Annotated in this window: 32 protein-coding genes; 2 read left to right on the top strand and 30 right to left on the bottom strand. The window is 64.7% G+C overall.

Features of this window, described 5'->3' with window-relative positions; all coding sequences use genetic code 11:
• Positions 1–22 precede the first annotated feature (22 nt).
• The 3 genes from PK98_RS07755 to PK98_RS07765 form a co-directional block, all read right to left on the bottom strand.
• Complete coding sequence (locus PK98_RS07755) at positions 23–1,078, bottom strand: mannose-1-phosphate guanylyltransferase (RefSeq protein WP_039095519.1); 1,056 nt, start codon at positions 1,076–1,078, stop codon at positions 23–25.
• An 84-nt stretch (positions 1,079–1,162) separates the two neighbouring features.
• The gene (locus PK98_RS07760) at positions 1,163–1,846 is read right to left on the bottom strand and encodes an energy transducer TonB (protein ID WP_235425428.1); all 684 of its coding nucleotides are present in this window, start codon (positions 1,844–1,846) and stop codon (positions 1,163–1,165) included.
• A 96-nt stretch (positions 1,847–1,942) separates the two neighbouring features.
• Complete coding sequence (locus PK98_RS07765) at positions 1,943–2,314, bottom strand: hypothetical protein (RefSeq protein WP_039095524.1); 372 nt, start codon at positions 2,312–2,314, stop codon at positions 1,943–1,945.
• Between the two features lie 178 nt (positions 2,315–2,492).
• Here PK98_RS07765 and PK98_RS07770 point away from each other — a divergent pair, with 178 nt between their 5' ends.
• Positions 2,493–2,702: a DUF2171 domain-containing protein gene (locus PK98_RS07770; protein ID WP_039095526.1), complete on the top strand. Its 210-nt coding sequence runs from the start codon at positions 2,493–2,495 to the stop codon at positions 2,700–2,702.
• Positions 2,703–2,834: 132 nt separating this feature from the next.
• Here the strand turns inward: PK98_RS07770 and PK98_RS07775 are convergent, their stop codons facing one another.
• The 3 genes from PK98_RS07775 to rplO all read right to left on the bottom strand — a co-directional run bounded on the left by PK98_RS07775 (position 2,835) and on the right by rplO (position 5,509).
• A complete protein-coding gene (locus tag PK98_RS07775; RefSeq protein ID WP_039095528.1) occupies positions 2,835–3,485 on the bottom strand; it encodes an adenylate kinase in 651 nt (216 codons plus the stop codon).
• Positions 3,486–3,538: 53 nt separating this feature from the next.
• Entirely contained in the window at positions 3,539–4,903 is a 1,365-nt protein-coding gene (gene secY / locus PK98_RS07780; RefSeq protein WP_039095529.1) for a preprotein translocase subunit SecY, read from the bottom strand.
• A 114-nt stretch (positions 4,904–5,017) separates the two neighbouring features.
• The gene (gene rplO, locus PK98_RS07785) at positions 5,018–5,509 is read right to left on the bottom strand and encodes a 50S ribosomal protein L15 (protein WP_039095531.1); all 492 of its coding nucleotides are present in this window, start codon (positions 5,507–5,509) and stop codon (positions 5,018–5,020) included.
• Positions 5,510–5,705: 196 nt separating this feature from the next.
• Here rplO and PK98_RS07790 point away from each other — a divergent pair, with 196 nt between their 5' ends.
• The gene (locus PK98_RS07790) at positions 5,706–6,953 is read left to right on the top strand and encodes a glycosyltransferase family 4 protein (RefSeq protein WP_152608562.1); all 1,248 of its coding nucleotides are present in this window, start codon (positions 5,706–5,708) and stop codon (positions 6,951–6,953) included.
• An 82-nt stretch (positions 6,954–7,035) separates the two neighbouring features.
• Here the strand turns inward: PK98_RS07790 and rpmD are convergent, their stop codons facing one another.
• The 24 genes from rpmD to rpsL all read right to left on the bottom strand — a co-directional run bounded on the left by rpmD (position 7,036) and on the right by rpsL (position 21,033).
• Complete coding sequence (rpmD, locus tag PK98_RS07795) at positions 7,036–7,212, bottom strand: 50S ribosomal protein L30 (RefSeq protein ID WP_039095536.1); 177 nt, start codon at positions 7,210–7,212, stop codon at positions 7,036–7,038.
• Between the two features lie 6 nt (positions 7,213–7,218).
• Positions 7,219–8,010: a 30S ribosomal protein S5 gene (gene rpsE, locus PK98_RS07800; protein WP_039096443.1), complete on the bottom strand. Its 792-nt coding sequence runs from the start codon at positions 8,008–8,010 to the stop codon at positions 7,219–7,221.
• 2 nt (positions 8,011–8,012) lie between these two features.
• Positions 8,013–8,357, bottom strand: coding sequence for a 50S ribosomal protein L18 (gene rplR, locus PK98_RS07805; RefSeq protein WP_039095538.1), 345 nt, complete (start codon positions 8,355–8,357; stop codon positions 8,013–8,015).
• Positions 8,357–8,890 (bottom strand): 50S ribosomal protein L6, encoded by a 534-nt coding sequence (gene rplF, locus PK98_RS07810; RefSeq protein ID WP_039095540.1) that lies wholly within the window; start codon positions 8,888–8,890, stop codon positions 8,357–8,359. Before rplF ends, rplR begins: the two co-directional genes overlap by 1 nt.
• Positions 8,890–9,285: a 30S ribosomal protein S8 gene (gene rpsH / locus PK98_RS07815; RefSeq protein ID WP_039095542.1), complete on the bottom strand. Its 396-nt coding sequence runs from the start codon at positions 9,283–9,285 to the stop codon at positions 8,890–8,892. Before rpsH ends, rplF begins: the two co-directional genes overlap by 1 nt.
• Before the next feature lie 11 nt (positions 9,286–9,296).
• Positions 9,297–9,602 (bottom strand): 30S ribosomal protein S14, encoded by a 306-nt coding sequence (rpsN, locus tag PK98_RS07820; RefSeq protein ID WP_039095544.1) that lies wholly within the window; start codon positions 9,600–9,602, stop codon positions 9,297–9,299.
• Positions 9,603–9,627: 25 nt separating this feature from the next.
• Positions 9,628–10,209 (bottom strand): 50S ribosomal protein L5, encoded by a 582-nt coding sequence (gene rplE, locus PK98_RS07825; RefSeq protein ID WP_039095546.1) that lies wholly within the window; start codon positions 10,207–10,209, stop codon positions 9,628–9,630.
• Positions 10,202–10,522 carry a 50S ribosomal protein L24 gene (rplX, locus tag PK98_RS07830; protein WP_039095547.1) on the bottom strand — a complete coding sequence of 107 codons (321 nt, stop codon included), beginning with the start codon at positions 10,520–10,522 and terminating at the stop codon, positions 10,202–10,204. Before rplX ends, rplE begins: the two co-directional genes overlap by 8 nt.
• A complete protein-coding gene (rplN, locus tag PK98_RS07835; protein ID WP_039095549.1) occupies positions 10,522–10,890 on the bottom strand; it encodes a 50S ribosomal protein L14 in 369 nt (122 codons plus the stop codon). The genes rplX and rplN overlap by 1 nt, the downstream gene beginning before the upstream one ends.
• Before the next feature lie 121 nt (positions 10,891–11,011).
• Positions 11,012–11,287 (bottom strand): 30S ribosomal protein S17, encoded by a 276-nt coding sequence (rpsQ, locus tag PK98_RS07840; RefSeq protein WP_039095551.1) that lies wholly within the window; start codon positions 11,285–11,287, stop codon positions 11,012–11,014.
• A gap of 10 nt (positions 11,288–11,297) precedes the next feature.
• A complete protein-coding gene (rpmC, locus tag PK98_RS07845) occupies positions 11,298–11,504 on the bottom strand; it encodes a 50S ribosomal protein L29 (RefSeq protein ID WP_039096445.1) in 207 nt (68 codons plus the stop codon).
• On the bottom strand, positions 11,504–11,938 hold the full coding sequence (rplP, locus tag PK98_RS07850) for a 50S ribosomal protein L16 (protein ID WP_039095553.1): 435 nt from the start codon (positions 11,936–11,938) through the stop codon (positions 11,504–11,506). The genes rpmC and rplP overlap by 1 nt, the downstream gene beginning before the upstream one ends.
• Positions 11,939–11,959: 21 nt before the next feature.
• Positions 11,960–12,655, bottom strand: a complete 696-nt coding sequence (gene rpsC, locus PK98_RS07855) for a 30S ribosomal protein S3 (protein WP_039095555.1) — start codon at positions 12,653–12,655, stop codon at positions 11,960–11,962.
• Between the two features lies 1 nt (position 12,656).
• Entirely contained in the window at positions 12,657–13,034 is a 378-nt protein-coding gene (gene rplV / locus PK98_RS07860) for a 50S ribosomal protein L22 (protein ID WP_039095557.1), read from the bottom strand.
• The gene (gene rpsS, locus PK98_RS07865) at positions 13,034–13,309 is read right to left on the bottom strand and encodes a 30S ribosomal protein S19 (RefSeq protein WP_039095559.1); all 276 of its coding nucleotides are present in this window, start codon (positions 13,307–13,309) and stop codon (positions 13,034–13,036) included. Before rpsS ends, rplV begins: the two co-directional genes overlap by 1 nt.
• A gap of 6 nt (positions 13,310–13,315) precedes the next feature.
• On the bottom strand, positions 13,316–14,155 hold the full coding sequence (gene rplB / locus PK98_RS07870; protein WP_039095561.1) for a 50S ribosomal protein L2: 840 nt from the start codon (positions 14,153–14,155) through the stop codon (positions 13,316–13,318).
• A 4-nt stretch (positions 14,156–14,159) separates the two neighbouring features.
• Positions 14,160–14,474: a 50S ribosomal protein L23 gene (locus PK98_RS07875; RefSeq protein ID WP_039095563.1), complete on the bottom strand. Its 315-nt coding sequence runs from the start codon at positions 14,472–14,474 to the stop codon at positions 14,160–14,162.
• Positions 14,467–15,090: a 50S ribosomal protein L4 gene (gene rplD, locus PK98_RS07880; RefSeq protein WP_039095565.1), complete on the bottom strand. Its 624-nt coding sequence runs from the start codon at positions 15,088–15,090 to the stop codon at positions 14,467–14,469. Before rplD ends, PK98_RS07875 begins: the two co-directional genes overlap by 8 nt.
• Positions 15,091–15,093: 3 nt before the next feature.
• Complete coding sequence (rplC, locus tag PK98_RS07885) at positions 15,094–15,981, bottom strand: 50S ribosomal protein L3 (RefSeq protein WP_039095567.1); 888 nt, start codon at positions 15,979–15,981, stop codon at positions 15,094–15,096.
• A 229-nt stretch (positions 15,982–16,210) separates the two neighbouring features.
• Positions 16,211–16,522, bottom strand: a complete 312-nt coding sequence (gene rpsJ / locus PK98_RS07890) for a 30S ribosomal protein S10 (protein WP_039095569.1) — start codon at positions 16,520–16,522, stop codon at positions 16,211–16,213.
• Positions 16,523–16,678: 156 nt separating this feature from the next.
• A complete protein-coding gene (tuf, locus tag PK98_RS07895; RefSeq protein WP_039095571.1) occupies positions 16,679–17,854 on the bottom strand; it encodes an elongation factor Tu in 1,176 nt (391 codons plus the stop codon).
• A 102-nt stretch (positions 17,855–17,956) separates the two neighbouring features.
• Complete coding sequence (gene fusA, locus PK98_RS07900; RefSeq protein WP_039095573.1) at positions 17,957–20,050, bottom strand: elongation factor G; 2,094 nt, start codon at positions 20,048–20,050, stop codon at positions 17,957–17,959.
• Positions 20,051–20,166: 116 nt separating this feature from the next.
• The gene (gene rpsG, locus PK98_RS07905) at positions 20,167–20,637 is read right to left on the bottom strand and encodes a 30S ribosomal protein S7 (RefSeq protein WP_039095574.1); all 471 of its coding nucleotides are present in this window, start codon (positions 20,635–20,637) and stop codon (positions 20,167–20,169) included.
• Between the two features lie 24 nt (positions 20,638–20,661).
• Complete coding sequence (rpsL, locus tag PK98_RS07910; RefSeq protein WP_039095576.1) at positions 20,662–21,033, bottom strand: 30S ribosomal protein S12; 372 nt, start codon at positions 21,031–21,033, stop codon at positions 20,662–20,664.
• Between the last annotated feature and the right edge of the window lie 324 nt (positions 21,034–21,357).

A 21,357-nucleotide genomic window follows, 5' to 3' on the forward strand; every position in this document is an offset into this window, starting at 1 on the left:
CGCCCCCTTGCGCTGGGCGCCGCTACTGGTTGGTCGCACCCGCCAGCTTGCCGACCTTCTGCGCGCCCGTCATGCTGGTCACCAGCACGTCATCACCATCGACGACGACGGCAACGTCCTCCATTCCGATGATCGAGATGCGCGGGCCATCGGTCTCTGCCAGCACGCGGCGACAATCGACCAGCTCGACATTGCCGATCACTGCATTTGCGCCATCATCGGGGCCCAGTCCGGCCGCGCCCCCGATGCGTGCATCACGCAAGGCATGCCAGTTGCCGATATCCGACCAGCCCATCACCGCCGGCACAACGGCCGCACGATCGGTTTCTTCCATGACGGCGTAATCCACCGATTCCTCGGCGATTTCCGCAAAACTGTCGGCATCGGGGAAGAACAGCGCGCCTTCGCTGCGCCCGGCCGCAACCGACTGGCGCACCAGCGCCGCCATGGCCGGACGATAACGGTCCAGCGCATCCAGGAAGGCGCCGGCCTGGAAGGCGAAGATGCCACCGTTCCAGCTGTAATTGCCGTCGGCAAGGAATGCCTCCGCCGTTGCCAGATCCGGCTTCTCCACGAAGCGCTTCACGGCAAAGCCGCCCGGGATCGGATCGCCGCGCAGGATATAGCCGTAGCCGGTTTCCGGGTGCGTCGGCGTGATGCCCAGTGCGACCAGCCAGCCTTCCTGCGCCAGCGTGGCGGCGGCGCATGCGGCCTGGGTGAAGGCGGCCGGGTCTGCGATGTGGTGGTCGCTGGGGCAGACCAGCATGATTGAATCGGTAGGCAGGCGCGCCGCCGCCAGCGCAATGGCCGGGGCGGTATTCTTGCCCTCCGGCTCTACGATGACCTGTGTGCCGGCAAAGGCCGCAGCCTGCGCCTGCACGTGGGAGAGATGCGCCACGCCGGTCACGATCACGGCGTTGGCGAACCGATCGTCGTCAGCGCAGCGGTCCAGCGTCGCCTCGAACAGGGTGTGTTCCCCGACCAGCGGCAGGAACGGCTTCGGCATGGCCTTGCGGCTGCGTGGCCACAAGCGGGTACCGTTGCCGCCGCTCAGCACAACCGGGTAAATCGCCGCCATTGCCATACCTTTACATGGGTGTTTTTTCCTCGCTAACCGTTGTTGCGCCTGCTGTCATCGGCATTGTTGCAGTGCAATGTGCGGTCAGAACCAATCCTGCCGCCATCCGAAGGCTGCGGCGACCGGTTCCCCCGCAGCATTGCGGGCCGGGCGGAAGCGGAAGCGGTCCTCCGCAAGCTGGCAGGTGCGCCGGTCCGCGGCCGGGTCGGGGCTGGCCTCCACCACGCGGCACTGGCGCGCACGCCCATCCACACCCACGATCATGTGCACCACGACGTAATGCCCACGCCTGACCTCCCGCCCGCCGGGCGGTATGGGATAGTCACGTGCATCATTGATATTCCCCGCAATCTTCTCCGGGCGAGTGACAGCTCCGCCTCCTCCACCCTGCCCCTGTCCGGCCGAGCCGCTGCCCGTACCGGATCCGGTCCCGCCCGCCCCGGTGCCATCGCCGGTGGCCACTGCACCGGAGCGGGTCTCGGGACCATCGGCGCTGACCGGCGGATCCGGCAAGGTCAGGCGGGACAATGCAACAGGGGGCGTCGGCACCATCACAGGCCTAGGCGTGGCCCGGGGAGCCGGCGGAGCACTGGCGCCGGCATTGGGCTGCGACACCGGCGCAACGGCAGGTTCCGGCACCGGCCGCGCTGGAGGCGGCGGCGGTACCGGCGGCGGGGCAACGGGTTCGAAGACCGCCACCAGTTTCTCGGCCTGCTCGACCGCTCTTCCGGCAAGATCCGGCGCGAAGGCCTGCACCAGCCCGAACAATGCCGCGCCGTGCAGGCCGATTACCAGGGCCAGCGTGCCCCAATGCGGCCGCTGCGACCCTGGATCATAGCGTGTAGGCAGGTTGTGACACCCAGCTCAGGCGTCAGGATCGGCAACCATCACGCCGAGCGGCACCTGCGAGTGTTGCACCACGACCCACTGCTCATGCTCCAGCTGCATCAGGGTCGAGGTGGCAAGGGCATGATAACTCTGCCCCTCGCGGTTTGCCTTGGCGCGGTAGGCGATGACGATCAGGCCACGATGTGGCCGCTCCACCCGCTGATCGGCAAACTCCACCTCCGTCCACCTTGGCGTGCTCTCGACGGCGCTGGTGGCAGCCTCCCCGTCGAAGATGAAAGGCTCGGACGGCAACGCCATCACGCAATCCTTGGCCACCCTCTCGCGATACACATCGCCGCCGCCGAGCCACAGCTCACGTTCGAACTGCCAGATCCGGTTGTCATCCATGGCGCCTGCTCCTGTTGGCTGTTGTCCTGGTCGCCCGTTCAATGCGTGGCATCGCTGTAGGTGCCCCGGGATCATCAGCCGAGTTCACCGTTGCGCCACCCGTGCCGCGATTGCGACGAACCGCGGAACGACGTGCTGCTGCCGTCCGTTAGCCGACCAAACGAAAACAGGAGTTCGCATGTTCGAAAAGCTACGCATCAAGGAACACATGGAAGTGACCGATGCTGCCGGACAGCATGTCGGCACTGTCGATGATGTCGAGGGTGAGCAGATCAAGCTGACCCGTACGGACAGTGCCGACAACCAGCATCACTACCTGTCCCTGGCCGATGTGGATCGGATCGATGACAACCGGGTATATCTCAAAGAAGGTACCATGGTCTCGTAAGAGAACTGACCGGACCGTCGATCCCCCTCTGGTCGTTCAATCCCCCCCCAAGGACGACCAGAGGTACCATAGCCCCGGCACGCTTCCCCCTGGCGTGTCGGGGCTTTTCACATGTCCGCGACCGAAGCGGGCTTAAGGTTGTGCCAGCATACCTTCGATGGCCGCAGTCACCTGCTCGATCGGCGCCATGCCGTCGAGGCGGTGCACAATCCCGCGAGCGTCGTAACCAGGCAGAATGGGTGCCGTTTCCTGGCGATACACCTGCATGCGCTTCCGCACGGTGTCCTCGTTGTCATCCGGCCGACGCTTGAACTCGTGGCTACCGCAACGGTCGCAGACATCGGCAATCGCGGGTTGCTTGGACGTATCGTGGTATCCTTCGCCGCACTTGGCGCACGAATAACGGCCGGTGATCCGACGGACCAGTTCGTCCTCGTCCACCGACAGCTCGATCACCATGTCCAGGCGACGACCATGGTTGGCCAGGATCGTGTCAAGGGCATCCGCCTGCGCCGCGGTGCGGGGATACCCATCGAAGATGGCGCCCGTCGTCGGCTCCATCGCGACCAGTTCGGCATCGATCAGGGCCGACACGATCTCGTCCGAAACCAGCTGCCCGGCATCCATGATCGCTTTTGCCTTGATGCCGATGGGCGTCTGCGCGGCGACGGCCGCACGCAGCATGTCGCCCGTGGATAGCTGCCGCATCCCATGATGCTGCACCAGCAGCGAGGATTGCGTGCCCTTGCCGGCCCCCGGCGGCCCCAGCAGGATGATGTTCATCGGCCTCGTCTCCCCCTCAACTTCGTTCCGCGCCTTTTGTCGACGCGGCCGTTCTAGCGCATGCGACCCTTCAACCGTGCCTTGCGGATCAGGTCACCATATTGATGCGCCAGCAGATGCGACTGTATCTGCGTGATCGTGTCCACCGTGACATTCACCACGATCAGCAGGCTGGTACCGCCGAGGAACAGTGGCAGGCCGGTCTGCGCGATGACGTATTCGGGCACAACGCACACAATCGTCAGGTAGATCGCGCCGAGCACGGTAATGCGCGTCAGGACATAGTCGAGGTAGTCGGCCGTGCGCTTGCCCGGACGGATCCCGGGAATGAAGCCACCATTCTTCTTCAGGTTTTCCGCCGTTTCTTCCGGGTTGAAGACCACCGCGGTGTAGAAGAACGCGAAGAACATGATCCCGGCCGCGTAGAGCAACATGTATAGCGGCGCGCCGTGCTGCAGATACTGGTTCAGCGTCTGCACGATGTCGTACCCAACGCTGCCGGTGTCCGTCGAGTTGCCGGCAAACTGCGTGATGGTCAGCGGCAGCAGCAACAGCGAGCTGGCGAAGATCGGCGGAATCACACCAGCCGTGTTCAGCTTCAGCGGAAGGTGGCTGCGATCAGCCTGCATCATGCCGCGTGCGCTGGCCCGCTTGGGATACTGGATCAGCAACCGGCGCTGCGCCCGCTCCATGAAGCAGATGCCCAGGATCAGCGCCACGATCATCGCGATCAGGCCGACGATCAGAACCGGGCTGATCGAACCCGACCGGCCACCTTCGAACAGATTGCCGATGAATGTGGGAAACTGTGCGACGATGCCCGCCATGATGATCAGCGAGACGCCGTTGCCGATGCCGCGGCTGGTGATCTGCTCACCCAGCCACAGCAGGAACATGGTGCCGCCGATCAGATTCACGACCGCGATCACGCGGAACATGACGCCCGGGTCGACGACGGCCTGCAGCCCGCTCTGCGCTCCGTAGGCTTCCAGGCCGGACGCCAGGAACCAGCCCTGGATCGCACACAGCAGCACCGCGCCATAACGGGTGTACTGGTTCAGCTTCTTGCGGCCGGCCTCGCCTTCCTTCTTCAGGGCGATCAGCGAGGGGTGCAGAGCCGCCGCAAGCTGCACCACGATGGACGCGGTGATGTAGGGCATCACGCCAAGCGCGATCAGGCTCATGCGTTCCAGCGATCCGCCGGAAAAGGTGTTGAACAGGTCCAGGATGCCGCCACGCGTCTGGTCGTACAGCGTCGACAGGATCAGCGGATTTACGCCCGGCAGCGGCACGAAGCTGAGAAAGCGGAACACGATGAGTGCTCCGACCGTAAACCAGATGCGCTGCTTCAGCTCGGTCGCCTTGCCGAAATTGGCAAGGCTCATGTTGCTGGCGATGTTGTCGGCGCGTGATGCCATTGTGCGTGTAAGCCTTCGCTGGCCGGCGGCACTTGCGCCCCCGCCCCCCTGTGGAGGTCAGCCATATAGGAGACGGGCGAGGTTACTGGAACCCCGCCCGCCCGTTAGCGCTACTTATTCGGAGGCTTCCTGCGTGGCAGCCTTGGGCGCCACGGTGACCTCCACCGAACCACCGACCTGCTTGACCGCGGCCAGTGCACCAGCGGAAGCGCCGGCCACCTTGAACTGCGCCGTGGCGGTCAACGCACCCTTGGCCAGCAGGCGCACGCCATGCTTGCCGCCGCGGGCAACGCCAGCCGCCTTCAGCGCCGCGTGATCGATCACCGAACCGGTGTCGAGCTTGCCGGCATCGATAAGCTGCTGGATCTGGCCCAGGTTGATCTCGGCATAATCCTTGCGGAAGATATTGTTGAAGCCACGCTTCGGCAGACGCATGTGCAGCGGCATCTGGCCGCCTTCGAAGCCCTTCACGGCTACGCCGGAACGGGCCTTCTGGCCCTTCTGGCCACGGCCGGCAGTCTTGCCCTTGCCGGAGCCGATGCCGCGGCCCACCCGCATCTTGCGATGGCGCGCGCCCGGATTGTCGCGGATTTCTGTCAGTTTCATAAGTGCACTCGCTTTCGCTTTGATCGCGCCGATTGAATGGAAGCGGGGCCGTTAGCCGATAGCGTCCGCCACGTCCAGTCCGCTCTCGGCCGATGCCGGGCCGATACACGGTTCAGGTGCGCACGGTTGCCTGCAATTGTGCATTGCGGCAAGACGGCGCCAATGCGCGCCATGCGCAGCGGCAAGCGAGGTTGCGGTGGCACAGTCCAAAGTTGCAGTATTCCATCCGGGAACCCAGCACAGCTGGCAGACCGCCCGCGCACTCCAGGAAATGGGGCGGCTGGAATGGTACGCCACGTCGATCCTCTACCAGCCGGGACGCTGGCCTTATGTGCTCGACCGCCTGCCGGGTCCGATCGGCCGCAAGCTCGGCCGCGAGTTCCGGCGGTTCGAGGCACCGGGGCTGGATCCGGCGCTGGTCAAGACGTCCGGTGTCGACGAGTGGCTGGAGCGGATCGCGAGACGGGCGGGGCTCTTCAAGCTCGGCACCTGGTTCGACATCCGCGGCAATCGCCGGTTTGGCCGCGCCCTGGAACGCGAGATCGCCCGTCCCGACCCGTTTGCCCTGTGGGGCTTCGACTTCAGCTCGCGCGAGGCATTCGAAGCGGGACGGCGGCAGAACCGCACCTGTATCCTGGATCGCACGATCGGAGACCACCGCGCGTTGAACCGCGCGATGGCAGAGCTGCAGGCCCAATGGCCGGACTGGGTCGGCATCAAAAGCGATCCGATCTCCGAAGATATGCTGCAGCAGCAGGATGCCGAATATGCCCTTGCCGATGTCATCGTCACCGGCAGCCGCAGTTGCGCCGACACTGTTGCCGCGGAGTCGCCCGTGCCCGGCGTGGCCGACAAGCTGCGAGTCCTGCCCTACTGCTTCGACGAAACCAGGTTCGGCAGCCAGCCCGCCCCCGCCCCGGTCCGCAAGGACGAGCCGGTCCGCTTCCTGCTGGTGGGGCATCTCGGCCCGCGCAAGGGCCTGCACCTGCTGCTGCAGGCGCTCGATCACCTGCCGCCGGACAAGTTTACGCTGACCCTGCTGGGGGAGGTCAGCAGCCCGCCCGCGACCTTTGCGCGGTTTGCCGATCGCGTGACGCACATTCCGCACGTTCCGCGTGCAGAGGTGCCCGGCATCATGGCCCGACACCATGTGCTGGTGTTTCCCAGCTACTTCGAGGGCTCGGCCATTTCCCTGCTGGAGGCGCTGGCGAGCGGCCTGGCCCTGATCCAGTCGCCGATGGCCGGCAATGGTGTCACGCCGGCATGCGGGCTGATGCTGCACGAACAGTCAATCGAGGCAGTAGCGGAGGCGATGCTGGTACCAATCCAGGATCGTGACCGGCTGAATGCCTGGCGCGTGGCAGCGCAGGCGGAAAGCGCCAACTATACCTTTGCGAAATATCGCGAGCGGATCGGTACGCTGCTGGACAGCCTTCCAGCCTGACGCTTCGGCAAGCAGGCACGAAAAAGCCCCGGTGCAGCGGACTGCACCGGGGCTTTTTCATGTACCTTGACGGCGCGGTCGATCAGTCGACCACGGCCACCATATGCGGCAGGCGAGCGATGGCGCCACGCACTTCAGGGGTGTCCTGAAGCTCAACCACGCGGTGCATCTTGCCCAGGCCCAACCCGATCAGAATCTTCTTCTGGGCTTCGGGGCGGCGGATCGGCGAGCCGATCTGCTTCAGCTTGATGGTTGCCATGTTCTCTTACTCCACGATGGCTTCGGCAGCGGCCTCGGCCTCTGCTTCGCCCGCACCGCCACGACCCAGCAGGTCCGCGACGCGCTTGCCACGACGCTGCGCGACGGACTTCGGAGAAGTCTGCTCGCCCAGCGCATCGAAGGTGGCGCGGATCATGTTGTACGGGTTCGAAGTGCCGATCGACTTGGTCACGACATCCGCCACGCCCAGGCTCTCGAACACCGCGCGCATCGGGCCGCCGGCAATGATGCCGGTACCCGCCGGAGCGGACCGCACATTGACCTTGCCTGCGCCGAAATGGCCCATGCCGTCATGATGCAGCGTACGACCATCCTTCAACGGCACACGGATCATCTTCTTCTTGGCAGCGGCGGTCGCCTTGGTGATCGCCTCCGGCACTTCGCGTGCCTTGCCATGGCCGAAGCCGACCCGGCCCTTGCCGTCGCCCACGACCACCAGCGCCGCAAAGCCGAAGCGCTTGCCGCCCTTCACCGTCTTGGACACGCGGTTGATGTGCACGAGCTTTTCGATCAGCTCCTCGCCCCCGTCATCGTCACGACGATCGTCGCGCCGGCCACCGCGACCGCCGCGGCCGTCACGATTGCCGCCGCCGCGTCCATCACGGTTGCCGCCCGGGCCACCGCTGCCGCCGCCGCGTCCGCCACGGGCACCACGCTGGCCGCCATCGCGACCCTGGCCTTCACGCGCAGGCTGGCTCGGTTCACCACCGGCAGCCGACTGGCTTTCGACCGCTTCCGACGGGGTCGTCGCGATCGGGTTCTCGGTTTCGTCTGCCATCATCAGAACTCCAGGCCGCCGGCACGAGCGGCATCGGCCAGCGCCTTGACGCGGCCATGGAACAGGTAGCCGCCGCGATCGAACACGACGGTGGTCACGCCGGCAGCCACAGCCGCCTCGGCGATCTTGCGACCAACCTCGACTGCCGCATCAACATTGGCGCCCGAAGCGGACACACCCAGCGTAGAGGCCGCAGCGACCGTGCGGCCTGCCGCATCGTCGATCACCTGGGCGTAGATGTGCCGGCCGGACCGGTGAACGGACAGTCGCGGACGGGTACCGCCACGCTTGCGCAGCGCGGTGCGCACCCGGCGACGGCGGCGTTCGAACAGGGAAAGCTTGGCCATTACTTCTTCTTCCCTTCCTTGCGGAAGATGAACTCGCCGCGATAGCGGATGCCCTTGCCCTTGTAGGGCTCCGGCTTGCGCCAGCGGCGGATCTCGGCGGCAAGCTGGCCAACGGCCTGCTTGTCGGTGCCGCTGATCTCGATCGTGGTCTGGTCCGGGGTCTTCACTTCCAGGCCTTCCGGCACGGCAATGTCGACATCGTGGCTGTAGCCCAGCTGCAGCTTCAGATTGCGACCCTGCGCCGCGGCACGATAGCCGACGCCCGTGATGTTCAGCACCTTGGTGAAGCCGCCGGTGACGCCTTCCACCAGGTTGGACACCAGCGTGCGCTGCATGCCCCAGTGGCTGCGGGCAGCCTTGCTGTCATTGGCCGGGGTGACGGCAATGGAGCCGTCTTCCAGATCGTAGTTGACCAGCTCGGACAGACCAAGCGTCAGGGTGCCCTTGGGACCCTTCACGCTCAGCACCTTGCCATCGATATTGGCGGTGACGCCGTTCGGGATCACCACCGGCCTTTTGCCGATGCGGCTCATCAGAAAACCTCCGCCAGCACTTCGCCGCCGACATTCTGCGCCCGTGCTTCCGCGTCGGAAAGCACGCCACGCGGCGTCGAGACGATGGTGATGCCCAGGCCGTTGCGCACGGTCGGCAGCTCGCGGCTACCGGAATAGACGCGGCGGCCCGGCTTGGACACGCGGGCCACATGCTTGATCGCAGGCTGGCCTTCGAAATACTTCAGTTCGATCCGCAGCGCCGGATGCTTGCCGGACTCGTCCTGCGACCAGCCACGGATGTAACCTTCGCGCTGGAGCACTTCCAGCACGTTGGCGCGCAGCTTCGACGCAGGGCTGAGGACAGAGTCCTTCTTCGCCTGCTGGCCGTTGCGGATACGGGTGAGCATGTCACCCAAGGGATCGGTCATCGCCATTTAACGTGTCCTCACCAGCTCGACTTGGTCACACCGGGGATCATGCCCTTGTTGGCCAGATCCCGCAGTTCGATCCGGTTCAGGCCGAACTTGCGATAAACGCCGCGCGGGCGGCCGGTGGTTGCGCAACGGTTGCGCACGCGGGTCGGGTTGCCGTTGCGCGGCACTTCCGCCAGCTTCAGACGCGCGATCAACCGTTCACCCTCTTCGAGGCTCTGGTCGTTCGCGATAGCCTTCAGCTTCTCGTAACGTGCCGCATACTTCTTCACGAGCTGCTTGCGCTTCTCGTTCTTGTTGATGGAACTCAGTTTCGCCATGGACTTAAGCTCTCCTGCGGCGGCCTCAGGCCGCCTGCTTTTCTTCGGCCTCGGCGGCCGGGAAGGGGAAACCGAACAGGCGCAGCAGTTCGCGCGCTTCATCGTCGGTCTTTGCGGTGGTGGTCACGATGATATCCATGCCACGCACCTTCTCGATCCGGTCGTAGCTGATCTCCGGGAAGATGATCTGCTCCTTCAGGCCCATGGCATAATTGCCATTGCCATCGAAGGACCGGGGATTCAGGCCACGAAAGTCGCGGATCCGCGGCATCGCCACGGTCACCAGACGGTCCAGGAACTCGAACATGCGTTCGCGGCGCAAGGTGACCTTGCAACCGATCGGCATGCCTTCACGCAGCTTGAACTGCGCAATCGACTTCTTGGCCTTGGTGATCACCGGCTTCTGGCCGGCGATCAGCTCCATTTCCTCGGCAGCGATCTGGACCTTCTTCTTGTCCTGGCTCGCTTCGCCCACGCCCATGTTGAGCGTGATCTTCTCCAACCGGGGAATCTGCATGCGGTTGGCATAGCCGAACTTGTCCATCATCGCCTGGGCGATGCGGTCATTGTAGTCCAGCTTCATGCGCGGGATGTAGGTTTCAGCCATCGATCGTCTCACCGGACTTGACGGCCACGCGCACCTTCTTGCCATCACGCTCCTCGAAGCGGACGCGGGTGGGCTTGCCATCCTTGGGATCGGCGACGGCGACCTTGGCCACCGCCATCGGGGCGGGGGCACGCTCGATGCCACCCTGCGGGTTGGTCTGGGTCGGCTTGCGGTGACGCGCAGCGACGTTGACGCCGTCCACCACAACCTTGCCGTCCTTGGGCAGGACCTGGCTCACCGTGCCGGTGCGCCCCTTGTCCTTGCCGCTCAGGACGACAACCTTGTCGCCCTTCCTGATCTTGGCAGCGCCCATTACAGCACCTCCGGCGCGAGGCTGATGATCTTCATGAAGCCACGGCTGCGCAGCTCGCGCACCACGGGGCCGAAGATGCGGGTGCCGATCGGCTCCTCGCTCTTGTTCACCAGCACCGCCGCATTGCTGTCGAAGCGGATCACGGTGCCGTCGGCACGACGCACATCCTTGCGGGTGCGCACGATCACGGCGCGGTGGACGTCACCCTTCTTAACGCGGGCGCGCGGCTGTGCTTCCTTGACGGAGACGACGATGACGTCGCCCACGCCAGCAGTGCGGCGCTTCGATCCGCCCAGCACCTTGATGCACTGGACGCGCTTGGCACCGCTGTTGTCAGCGACGTCGAGCGTTGATTGCATCTGGATCATTGATCCGGTTCCTTCTCACTCGGCTTGCCGGAACCAGTCCGGCAGTTCCAAAAAATCCCTGCGACAACGCGGCGGGAGGCGGCCCCATAGAGCAACCTTGCCCGCCTGTCAGCCCCAGGATTTATCCTTCGAGATCGGCCTCGAGCGCCTCGCCCTTGCCGGCCTGGACACGGTCGAGCACGTTCCACGTCTTGGTCTTGGAGAGCGGACGCGTCTCCTCGATGCGCACGCGGTCGCCGGGGCGGAACTCGTTCGCCTCGTCATGCGCGTGGTACTTCTTCGACTGACGGATGATCTTGCCGTAGAGCGGGTGCTTGACCTTGCGCTCCACCTTGACCGTAACCGTCTTGTCCATCTTGTCGGAGACGACCGTCCCGATCAGGATACGCTTGGGCATGGTTGTCTCCTTACGCCTGCACGGCGGCGCGGGTGCGCTCGCCCTGCAGGGTCTTGATCTGCGCGATCTGGCGGCGAACCTCACGGATGCGCGCCGGACGCTCCAGCTGGCTCGTCGCCGCCTGGAAGCGCAGGTTGAACTGTTCGCGCTTCAACTCCACCAGCTGGTCGGCCAGCTGGTCGTCGGTCTTGGTGCGCAGGTCTTCCACCTTGGCCATCATTCGCCTCCCAGGTGCGAGGTGTCGCCCAGACGGGCCACGACCTTGGTCTTGATCGGCAGCTTCATGGCCGCACGTTCGAACGCTTCGGCCGCCAGCGGGCCAGGCACGCCATCCAGCTCGAACAGGATACGGCCCGGCTTCACGCGCGCCGCCCAGTATTCAATGGCACCCTTGCCCTTGCCCTGACGGACTTCGGCGGGCTTCTTGGACACCGGCACGTCGGGGAACACGCGGATCCACAGACGCCCTTGGCGCTTGATGTGGCGCGTGATCGCCCGGCGGGCGGCCTCGATCTGGCGAGCGGTGATCCGCTCCGGCTCCATGGCCTTCAGGCCATAGGACCCGAAGTTCAGCTCCGCGCCGCCCTTGGCAAGACCATGGATCTTGCCCTTGAACATCTTGCGGAACTTGGTCTTTTTCGGTTGCAGCATCGTCTTTACTCAGCCTTCCGATCAGCGGGCCGGACGGACGCCGGAGGTTTGAGCCTCCATCATCAGCCGGTCCTGTGCCATCGGGTCATGCCCCAGGATCTCGCCCTTGAAGACCCAAACCTTGATACCGATGATGCCATAGGCGGTCAGCGCCTCGGCGTCGGCATAATCGACGTTTGCGCGCAGCGTGTGCAGCGGCACCCGACCTTCGCGATACTGTTCGACACGCGCGATTTCCGCGCCGCCAAGACGGCCGCCGCACATGATCTTGATGCCTTCGGCACCCAGACGCATGGCCGACTGCATGGCGCGCTTCATCGCCCGGCGGAACGCCACGCGGCGGACCAGCTGGTCGGCAATGCCCTGCGCCACGAGCTTGGCGTCGATTTCCGGCTTGCGGATCTCGACAATGTTCAGCTTCACGTCGCTCTTGGTCATGGTGGCCAGCTTGGAACGCAGCTTCTCGATGTCAGCGCCCTTCTTGCCGATGATCACGCCGGGGCGTGCAGCGAAGATGGAGATGCGGCACAGCTTGGCGGGACGCTCGATCACCACCTTGCTGATCGCGGCCTGCGGCAGGCTGCTCATGATGTACTTGCGCAGCGCGATGTCTTCCTTGAGCAGCTGAGCATAGTCAGCGCCCTCGGCATACCAGCGGCTGTCCCAGGTACGGTTGATCTGCAGGCGCAGGCCGATCGGATTGCTCTTGTGACCCATGTTACGCCTCCTCGACTTCGCGCACAACGATCCGCAGCCGGCTGAACGGCTTCAGGATCCGGGTGGACTTGCCACGACCACGCGTGTGGAAGCGCTTCATGGTGATCGACTTGCCGACACTCGCCTCGGCCACGACCAGCGCGTCCACGTCGAGGTCGTGGTTGTTTTCCGCGTTGGCGATGGCGGATGCCAGCACCTTGCGCGCATCCACAGCCATCGCCTTCTTGGAGAAGGAGAGAATGTTCATCGCCTCTTCCGCGCGCTTGCCGCGGATCAGGCCGGCGACGAGGTTCAGCTTCTGCGCGGAACCACGAATGGTGGTGCCGACGGCCAGAGCCTCGTTCTCGCCAACGCGGCGGGGAGCCTTTGCCTTGCTCATTATCGCTTGCCCTTCTTGTCGGCGGCATGGCCGGGGAAGCTGCGCGTCGGCGCGAACTCACCAAGCTTGTGGCCGACCATGTCCTCGTTGACGGACACCGGGATGAACTTGTGGCCATTGTAGACGCTGAACGTCAGGCCGACGAATTGCGGAAGGATGGTGGAACGACGCGACCAGGTCCTGATCGGCGCGCGGCCACCAGCATCCTGGGCATCCTCTGCCTTCTTCAGCAGGGACAGTTCCACGAACGGACCTTTCCAGACGGAACGAGCCATGGTCGCTTACCCCTTCTTCTTCTTGGCGTGACGCGAGCGGATGATCATCTTGTCGGTCTGCTTGTTGTGCCGGGTACGGGCGCCCTTGGTCGGCTTGCCCCACGGCGTCACGGGATGGCGACCACCGCTGGTGCGGCCTTCACCACCACCATGGGGGTGATCGACCGGGTTCTTGGCGACACCACGCGTCAGCGGCTTCACACCCATCCAGCGCTTGCGACCTGCCTTGGCGAAGTTCTGGTTCGAATTGTCGGGGTTCGACACCGAACCGACCGTGCCCATGCAGTCGGAACGCAGGTAACGCTGCTCGCCGCTGTTCAGGCGCACGATCACCATGTTGCGGTCACGACCGACCAGCTGGACATAGGTGCCGGCAGAACGGGCGATCTGCCCGCCCTTGCCCGGCTTCATCTCCACATTGTGGCAGATTGTGCCGACCGGCATCTGGCCCAGCAGCATGGCATTGCCAGGCTTCGTGTCGACGCGCTCGCCCGCCACCACCGTGTCGCCCGGAGCCAGACGGCTCGGTGCCAGGATATAGGCCTGCTCGCCATCGGTGTAGGTGACCAGCGCGATGAACGCGGTACGGTTGGGATCGTACTCCAGCCGCTCGACGGTTGCCGGCATGTCCCACTTGCGACGCTTGAAGTCGATGTAGCGGTACTTCTGCTTGTGACCGCCGGCCATGCCGCGGCTCGTCACATGGCCCTTGTTGTTGCGGCCGCCGGTCTTGTGCTTGCCTTCGGTCAGCGCCTTGACGGGCTTGCCCTTGTACAGCGACGACTTGTCGACGAGGATCAGACCACGGCGCGCCGGGCTGGTCGGGTTGTAATTCTTCAGTGCCATCGGATCAGCTCACGCCTTCGGTGATGTCGATCGGGTCCTGGCCCTCGACGAGGGTCACAACCGCCTTCTTCACGTCGGAGCGGGTATAGGCCTTGCCTTTCCAGCGCTTCGACTTGCCCTTGGTGACCAGCGTGTTGACGCTCTTGACCTTGCGGCCGAACAGAGCCTCCACGGCCGCCTTGATCTGCGGCTTGGTCGCATCACCCGACACCTTGAACACGGTGGCGTTGTGCTCGGACAGCAGCGTCGCCTTCTCCGTGATGTGCGGCGCCAGGATCACGTCGTAATGACGGGCGTCGATTTCCTGCTTGTTAGCCATTGAACCGGGCCTCCAGCTTTTCGACAGCGGAGCGGGTCAGCACCAGCGTGTCATGCTTCAGGATGTCGTACACGTTCGCGCCAACGGCCGGCAGGACGTTCACGCCCGGCAGGTTGCCCGCAGCCAGGCGGAAGCCGTTCTCGACCGCTTCGCCGTCGATGACCAGCACCTTGCCGTTCCAGCCATTGCTGCCGAAGGTCTGCGCCAGCGCCTTGGTCTTGGCTTCGGCCAGTTCCAGGCTGTCCACGACCACCAGGCCATCACGCGCCTTGGCCGACAGGGCCATCTTCAGGCCGAGCGCCCGCAGCTTCTTGTTGAGCGACTGCTCGAAGTCGCGCCGGCGGGCACCATGGGCCTTGCCGCCACCGATGAAGATCGGGGCTGCACGGTCACCGTGACGGGCCGTACCACCGCCCTTCTGGCGGCCGAACTTCTTGCCGGTCCGCGCAACGTCGGAACGCTCGCGGGTGGCACGGGCCGTGCCGCGACGATTCTCCAGCTGCCAGGTGACGACCCGATGCAGGATATCGGCGCGCGGCTCGATGCCGAACACGGCATCGCTCAGCTCGATGTCGCCGGCGCTGGCGCCGTCAAGCTTCTGAACTGCAACCTTCACGGCTCAGCCCTCCTTGTTTTCGTCAGCAGCAGGGGTACCCGCCGCATCGCTGGTGTCGCCCACCGCCGGGGTGACATCATCACCGGCGCCAGCCTGCTGCTCTGCAAGCAGGGCGGCCGCTTCTTCGGTGGTCGGGCCGGTGTCGACGGCATGCTCGGCAGCGCTCTCGACCAGGCCGGCCGGCGCTTCCTCATGCTCGATCGCAGTGCTCTTGCGCTCCAGGATCGCACCGGGGAACGGCGCACCTTCGGGCAGGGGCAGCTTGACCGCGTCGCGCACCAGCAACCAGGCGTTCTTCGCACCGGGGACAGACCCCTTCACGAACAACAGTCCGCGATCGGCATCAGTCCGCACGATCTCCAGATTCTGCTGGGTGCGCTGACGATCGCCCATGTGGCCGGCCATCTTCTTGTTCTTGAAGACCTTGCCCGGATCCTGCCGCTGGCCGGTCGAACCGTGCGAACGGTGGCTCAGTGAGACGCCGTGCGTCGCGCGCAGACCGCCGAAGCCCCAGCGCTTCATGGCGCCGGCAAAGCCCTTGCCCTGCGTGTGCCCGGAAACGTCGACCATCTGGCCGGCGATGAAGTGCTCGGCCGAGATGTGCGAACCGACGGGCAGCAGCCCGCTCTCGTCGTCAACCCGGAACTCGGCGACCTTCTTCTTCAGGGATACGTTGGCCTGGGCAAAGGCTTCCCGCTGCGGCTTGGCAACGTTCTTCTGCTTCGCTTCGCCCGCACCAACCTGCACGGAATAATAACCATCACGATCAAGGGTGCGATGGGACACGACCTGGCACTCATCCAGGGCGAGGACGGTTACCGGCACGTGCCGACCGTCCGCCTGAAACAAGCGGGTCATCCCGACTTTCCTTGCGATCACGCCTGTGCGCATGATGCACAGCTCCTTAACAGAGGCCCACGGGACCATCCCGTGGGCGTGCCGGCCCTGATTGTCATGCGTCGCCCCGCCCGGGCCAGATGCCCCACAACGGGGCGAGACGGGGGACGCAGCCCGGCTGAGTGCCGGCGGTATCCCGATAGGCGCACCGCGTTGCGGTGGCGGAAACTTGCCCGGTCCGTTTAACGTCCGACCGGAAGGACCTGGTGGATCAGACCAGCCATCAGGCCAGCTTGATCTCCACATTCACGCCAGCCGCCAGGTCCAGCTTCATCAGCGCGTCCACGGTCTGGGCGTTGGGCTGCACGATGTCGAGCAGCCGCTTGTAGGTGCGCACCTCGAACTGCTCGCGCGACTTCTTGTCGACGTGCGGGCCACGGTTCACGGTGAACTTCTCGATGCGCGTGGGCAGCGGGATCGGACCCCGGATCAGCGCGCCGGTGCGGCGGGCGGTGTCCGCAATCTCGCCGGTTGCCTGATCAAGCACGCGGTGATCGAAGGCCTTGAGGCGAATGCGGATGTTCTGAGCGTCCATGTCCTGCTTACCGATGCGAAAGAGCCAAGAGGGTGCCAGCGAGGCACTCCCCCAAAACAAAGAGGAGCCGCCCGCCTCACCGGTTGCCCGGGAAGGGGCGGCCCCTTCGAAACCTGGCTGACAGGGAGCGATTCCCCGTCAGCGAAGGCGCCTATATTACTTCGTGATGGAGCTGACAACCCCAGAACCGACGGTGCGGCCGCCTTCACGGATGGCGAAGCGCAGGCCTTCATCCATCGCGATCGGCGCGATCAGCTTCACGCTGATCGTCACGTTGTCACCCGGCATCACCATCTCGGTGCCCTCGGGGAGGATGACCTCGCCGGTGACGTCCGTGGTGCGGAAGTAGAACTGCGGGCGGTAGTTGGCGAAGAACGGCGTGTGACGGCCACCCTCTTCCTTCGACAGCACGTAGATCTCGGCGCTGAACTCGCTGTGCGGGTTCACGGTGCCCGGCTTGGCCAGCACCTGGCCACGCTCCACCGCTTCACGTGCGACGCCGCGGATCAGCGCGCCGATGTTGTCGCCGGCCTGGCCGCTGTCCAGCAGCTTGCGGAACATCTCGACGCCGGTGACGGTCGTCTTCTGCGTGTCCTTGATGCCGACGATCTCGACTTCTTCGCCAACCTTGACGACGCCGGTCTCGACGCGACCGGTCACCACGGTGCCGCGGCCGGAGATCGAGAACACGTCCTCGATCGGCATCAGGAACGGACGGTCAACCGGACGCTCAGGCTGCGGGATGTGCTCGTCGACAGCCTTCATCAGCTCCTTGATCGACTCTTCGCCGATCTTCGGGTCACGACCCTCGAGGGCGGCCAGAGCCGAGCCCTTGATGATGGGAATGTTGTCGCCATCGAAGTCGTAGGAGGACAGCAGCTCGCGCACTTCCAGCTCGACCAGCTCGAGAATTTCCTCGTCGTCGACCTGATCGACCTTGTTCATGTACACGACCAGCGCCGGCACGCCGACCTGACGAGCGAGCAGGATGTGCTCGCGGGTCTGCGGCATCGGGCCGTCGGCGGCGTTCACCACCAGGATCGCGCCGTCCATCTGCGCCGCGCCGGTGATCATGTTCTTCACGTAATCGGCGTGACCCGGGCAGTCGACGTGCGCGTAGTGGCGCGCATCGGTCTCGTACTCGACGTGAGCGGTCGAGATCGTGATGCCGCGCTCGCGCTCTTCCGGCGCCTTGTCGATGTTTGCGAAATCGATCGGCGCGCCCTGCACCTTCGTGATCGCCGCCGTCAACGTGGTCTTGCCATGGTCAACGTGACCGATGGTGCCAATGTTGCAGTGCGGCTTGTTCCGCTGGAACTTTTCCTTAGCCATTTTTGCAAAAACCTCTGTTCTGGAAAATCGATCTGTACTGACTGGAAGGTCAGGCGGGGCGCCCGCTGAATCGAGCGCCCGCCCCTAGACTCATCGCCTGCCTTAGGCAAGCTTCTCCTTGACCTCGGCCGCCACGTTGGCCGGCACTTCGTCGTAGTGGGAGAACTGCATGGAGTACTGCGCCCGGCCCTGTGTGAAGGACCGCAGCTCGTTCACGTAGCCGAACATGTTGGCCAGCGGCACATGCGCATCCACAACCTGTGCGTTGCCGCGGCTGTCGGTGCCCTGGATCTGGCCACGACGGCTGTTCAGGTCGCCAATGACGTCGCCCATGAATTCCTCGGGCGTCACCACCTCGACCTTCATGATCGGCTCCAGCAGCTTGATGCCGGACTTCTGCGCGGCTTCGCGCATCGCACCGCGGCCGGCGATCTCGAACGCCAGGGCGGACGAGTCGACGTCATGGTACTTGCCGTCCAGCAGCTCGATGTCGAAGTCGATGATCGGGAACCCGATCAGCGATCCGCCCTCGGCCGTCTCGCGCATGCCCTTCTCCACCGCAGGAATATATTCCTTGGGGATGTTGCCGCCCTTGACGTTGTCGATGAAGTTGATGCCCTGCCCGCGCTCTCCGGGCCGCAGCGCCACCTTCACTTCGCCGAACTGGCCGGAGCCGCCCGACTGCTTCTTGTGGGTGTAGATCAGTTCCACAGCACGGGCCAGCGACTCGCGATACGCCACCTGCGGTGCACCGACATTAGCCTCGACCTTGAACTCGCGGCGCATGCGATCGACCAGGATGTCGAGGTGAAGCTCGCCCATGCCCTTGATGATCGTCTGGCCCGATTCGTGGTCGGTCGACACGCGGAAGCTGGGATCCTCGGCAGCCAGGCGGTTCAGGGCGACGCCCATCTTCTCCTGGTCGGCCTTGGTCTTGGGCTCCACGCTCAGCTCGATCACCGGCTCCGGGAACTCCATGCGCTCCAGGATGATCGGGTTTGCCGGGTCGCACAGGGTATCACCGGTAGTGGTGTCCTTCATGCCGGCCAGCGCCACGATGTCGCCCGCGAATGCCTCTTCGATGTCTTCCCGGTTGTTGGAATGCATCAGCAGCATGCGGCCGATCTTCTCCTTCTTGTCCTTCACCGAGTTCAGGACCTGGCCCTTGGCCAGACGCCCCGAGTAGATGCGGGTGAAGGTGAGCGAGCCCACGAAGGGATCGTTCATGATCTTGAAGGCCAGGCCGGCGAAGGGTGCCTCGTCGCTCGAAGGACGGCTGTCCTCCTCGTCGCTGTCCGGCTTCACGCCCTTGATGGCAGGTACGTCGATCGGGCTCGGCATGTAGTCGACCACGGCATCGAGCAGGGGCTGCACGCCTTTGTTCTTGAATGCGGAGCCGCACAGCACCGGCACGAACAGCTGCTCCAGCGTGCCCTTGCGGATCAGCGCCTTCAGCGTCGCAGCGTCAGGCAGGTTGCCCTCGAGATAGGCTTCCATGAGCTCGTCGTCGCTCTCGACGGCGGTTTCGATCAGGCGCTCGCGGTACTCCGCTGCCTTGTCGGCCATGTCGGCAGGGATCTCGACATACTTGAAGTTGGCCCCCAGGCTCTCGTCTTCCCAGACGATGCCGCGGTTGTTCACCAGGTCGACCACGCCCTTCAGATCGGACTCGGCGCCGATCGGCAGATACAGCACCAGCGGCTTGGCGCCCAGACGATCGATGATCGACTGCACACAGTAGTAGAAGTCCGCACCGGTGCGATCCAGCTTGTTCACGAAGCACATCCGCGGGACCTTGTACTTGTCCGCCTGGCGCCACACGGTTTCGGACTGCGGCTCGACGCCGGCGACGCCGTCGAACACGGCGACCGCGCCGTCAAGGACGCGCAGCGAGCGTTCGACTTCGATGGTGAAGTCGACATGGCCGGGAGTGTCGATGATGTTGATGCGGTGCTTGGGGCCCTGGCCATCCTCTGCCTGCCAGAACGTGGTCGTGGCGGCGGAGGTGATGGTGATCCCGCGCTCCTGCTCCTGCTCCATCCAGTCCATCGTCGCGGCGCCGTCATGGACTTCGCCGATCTTGTAGGACTTGCCGGTGTAGTAGAGGATCCGCTCGGTCGTGGTGGTCTTGCCGGCGTCGATGTGCGCCATGATGCCGATATTGCGGTAACGTTCCAGCGGATATTCGCGGGCCATGGGTAGTTCCTCGGGGTGTGCGGGGCAGCGCCGGACCAGCCGACGCGCCCCATATAATCAATTGTGTGACCGCTTGAAGGCCGAAGCGGATGCTCCGGCCCGCGCCGCCACCACGCTTACCAGCGGTAGTGGCTGAAAGCGCGGTTGGCGTCGGCCATGCGGTGCGTATCTTCCCGCTTCTTCACCGCGTTGCCGCGATTGTTGGCCGCATCCAGCAGTTCGCCCGACAGGCGCGCCGCCATGGTGGTTTCCGCACGGCCGCGGGCGGCCGTGATCAGCCAGCGGATCGCCAGCGCCTGGGCGCGTTCCGGACGCACTTCCACCGGCACCTGGTAGGTGGCACCGCCGACACGGCGGCTGCGGACTTCCACGGCCGGCTTCACATTGTTCAGCGCATCATGGAACATCTGCACCGGATCGTTCTTGGACCGGGTCTCGACGGTCTCGAGCGCGCCATAGACGATCCGCTCCGCAACCGACTTCTTCCCGTCCAGCATCAGGTTGTTCATGAACTTGGACAGCACCAGATCTCCGTACTGGGGATCGGGCAGGATTTCCCGCTTCTCGGGACGACGACGACGTGACATATTCTGCTTCCTTCCCGGAGACGCTTACTTAGGACGCTTCGCGCCGTACTTCGAACGGCTCTTCTTGCGGTCCTTCACGCCCTGCGTGTCGAGCACGCCGCGCAGCACGTGGTAGCGCACGCCCGGAAGATCGCGCACACGGCCGCCGCGGATCAGCACAACGGAGTGCTCCTGCAGGTTATGGCCTTCGCCCGGGATGTAGGAGATGACTTCGCGTCCGTTGGTCAGGCGAACCTTCGCAACCTTGCGCAGTGCCGAGTTCGGCTTCTTCGGGGTGGTCGTGTAGACCCGGGTGCAGACGCCGCGCTTCTGCGGGTTCTGCTCCATCGCCGGGACCTTGCTCTTGGCCTTGACCGGCGTGCGGCCCTTGCGGACCAGCTGGTTAATAGTGGGCATGGGTATCCTTCACCATGTGCGTGGCGCCACGAAGCGGCCGGGTGCGGAAAGTCACAAGGATCGCGCTGCCTGCGGGCCGAAAGACCAGCGGCGCATCGCCCGAAGCAGGGAGACGCGCCTTGTTGCGACAAGCGCGAGCCGAAAACACTCCACCCCCGCCCACCGGGCACCGGGTTACTTTGACGGCCGCCATGATGAGGAAAAACCCCGGCAGGACGGGCAGCGCCAATGTTCAGCTCTGCCACCGGACGGCACGAATGCCGGAGCCGGGAACCCGGCGCCTGTACGGGGATGTGCCGCGCGGGTCAAGCAGGGCATGACGCC

It is taken from the genome of Croceibacterium mercuriale (assembly GCF_000802385.1).
In the GTDB taxonomy this organism is placed as follows: domain Bacteria; phylum Pseudomonadota; class Alphaproteobacteria; order Sphingomonadales; family Sphingomonadaceae; genus Croceibacterium; species Croceibacterium mercuriale.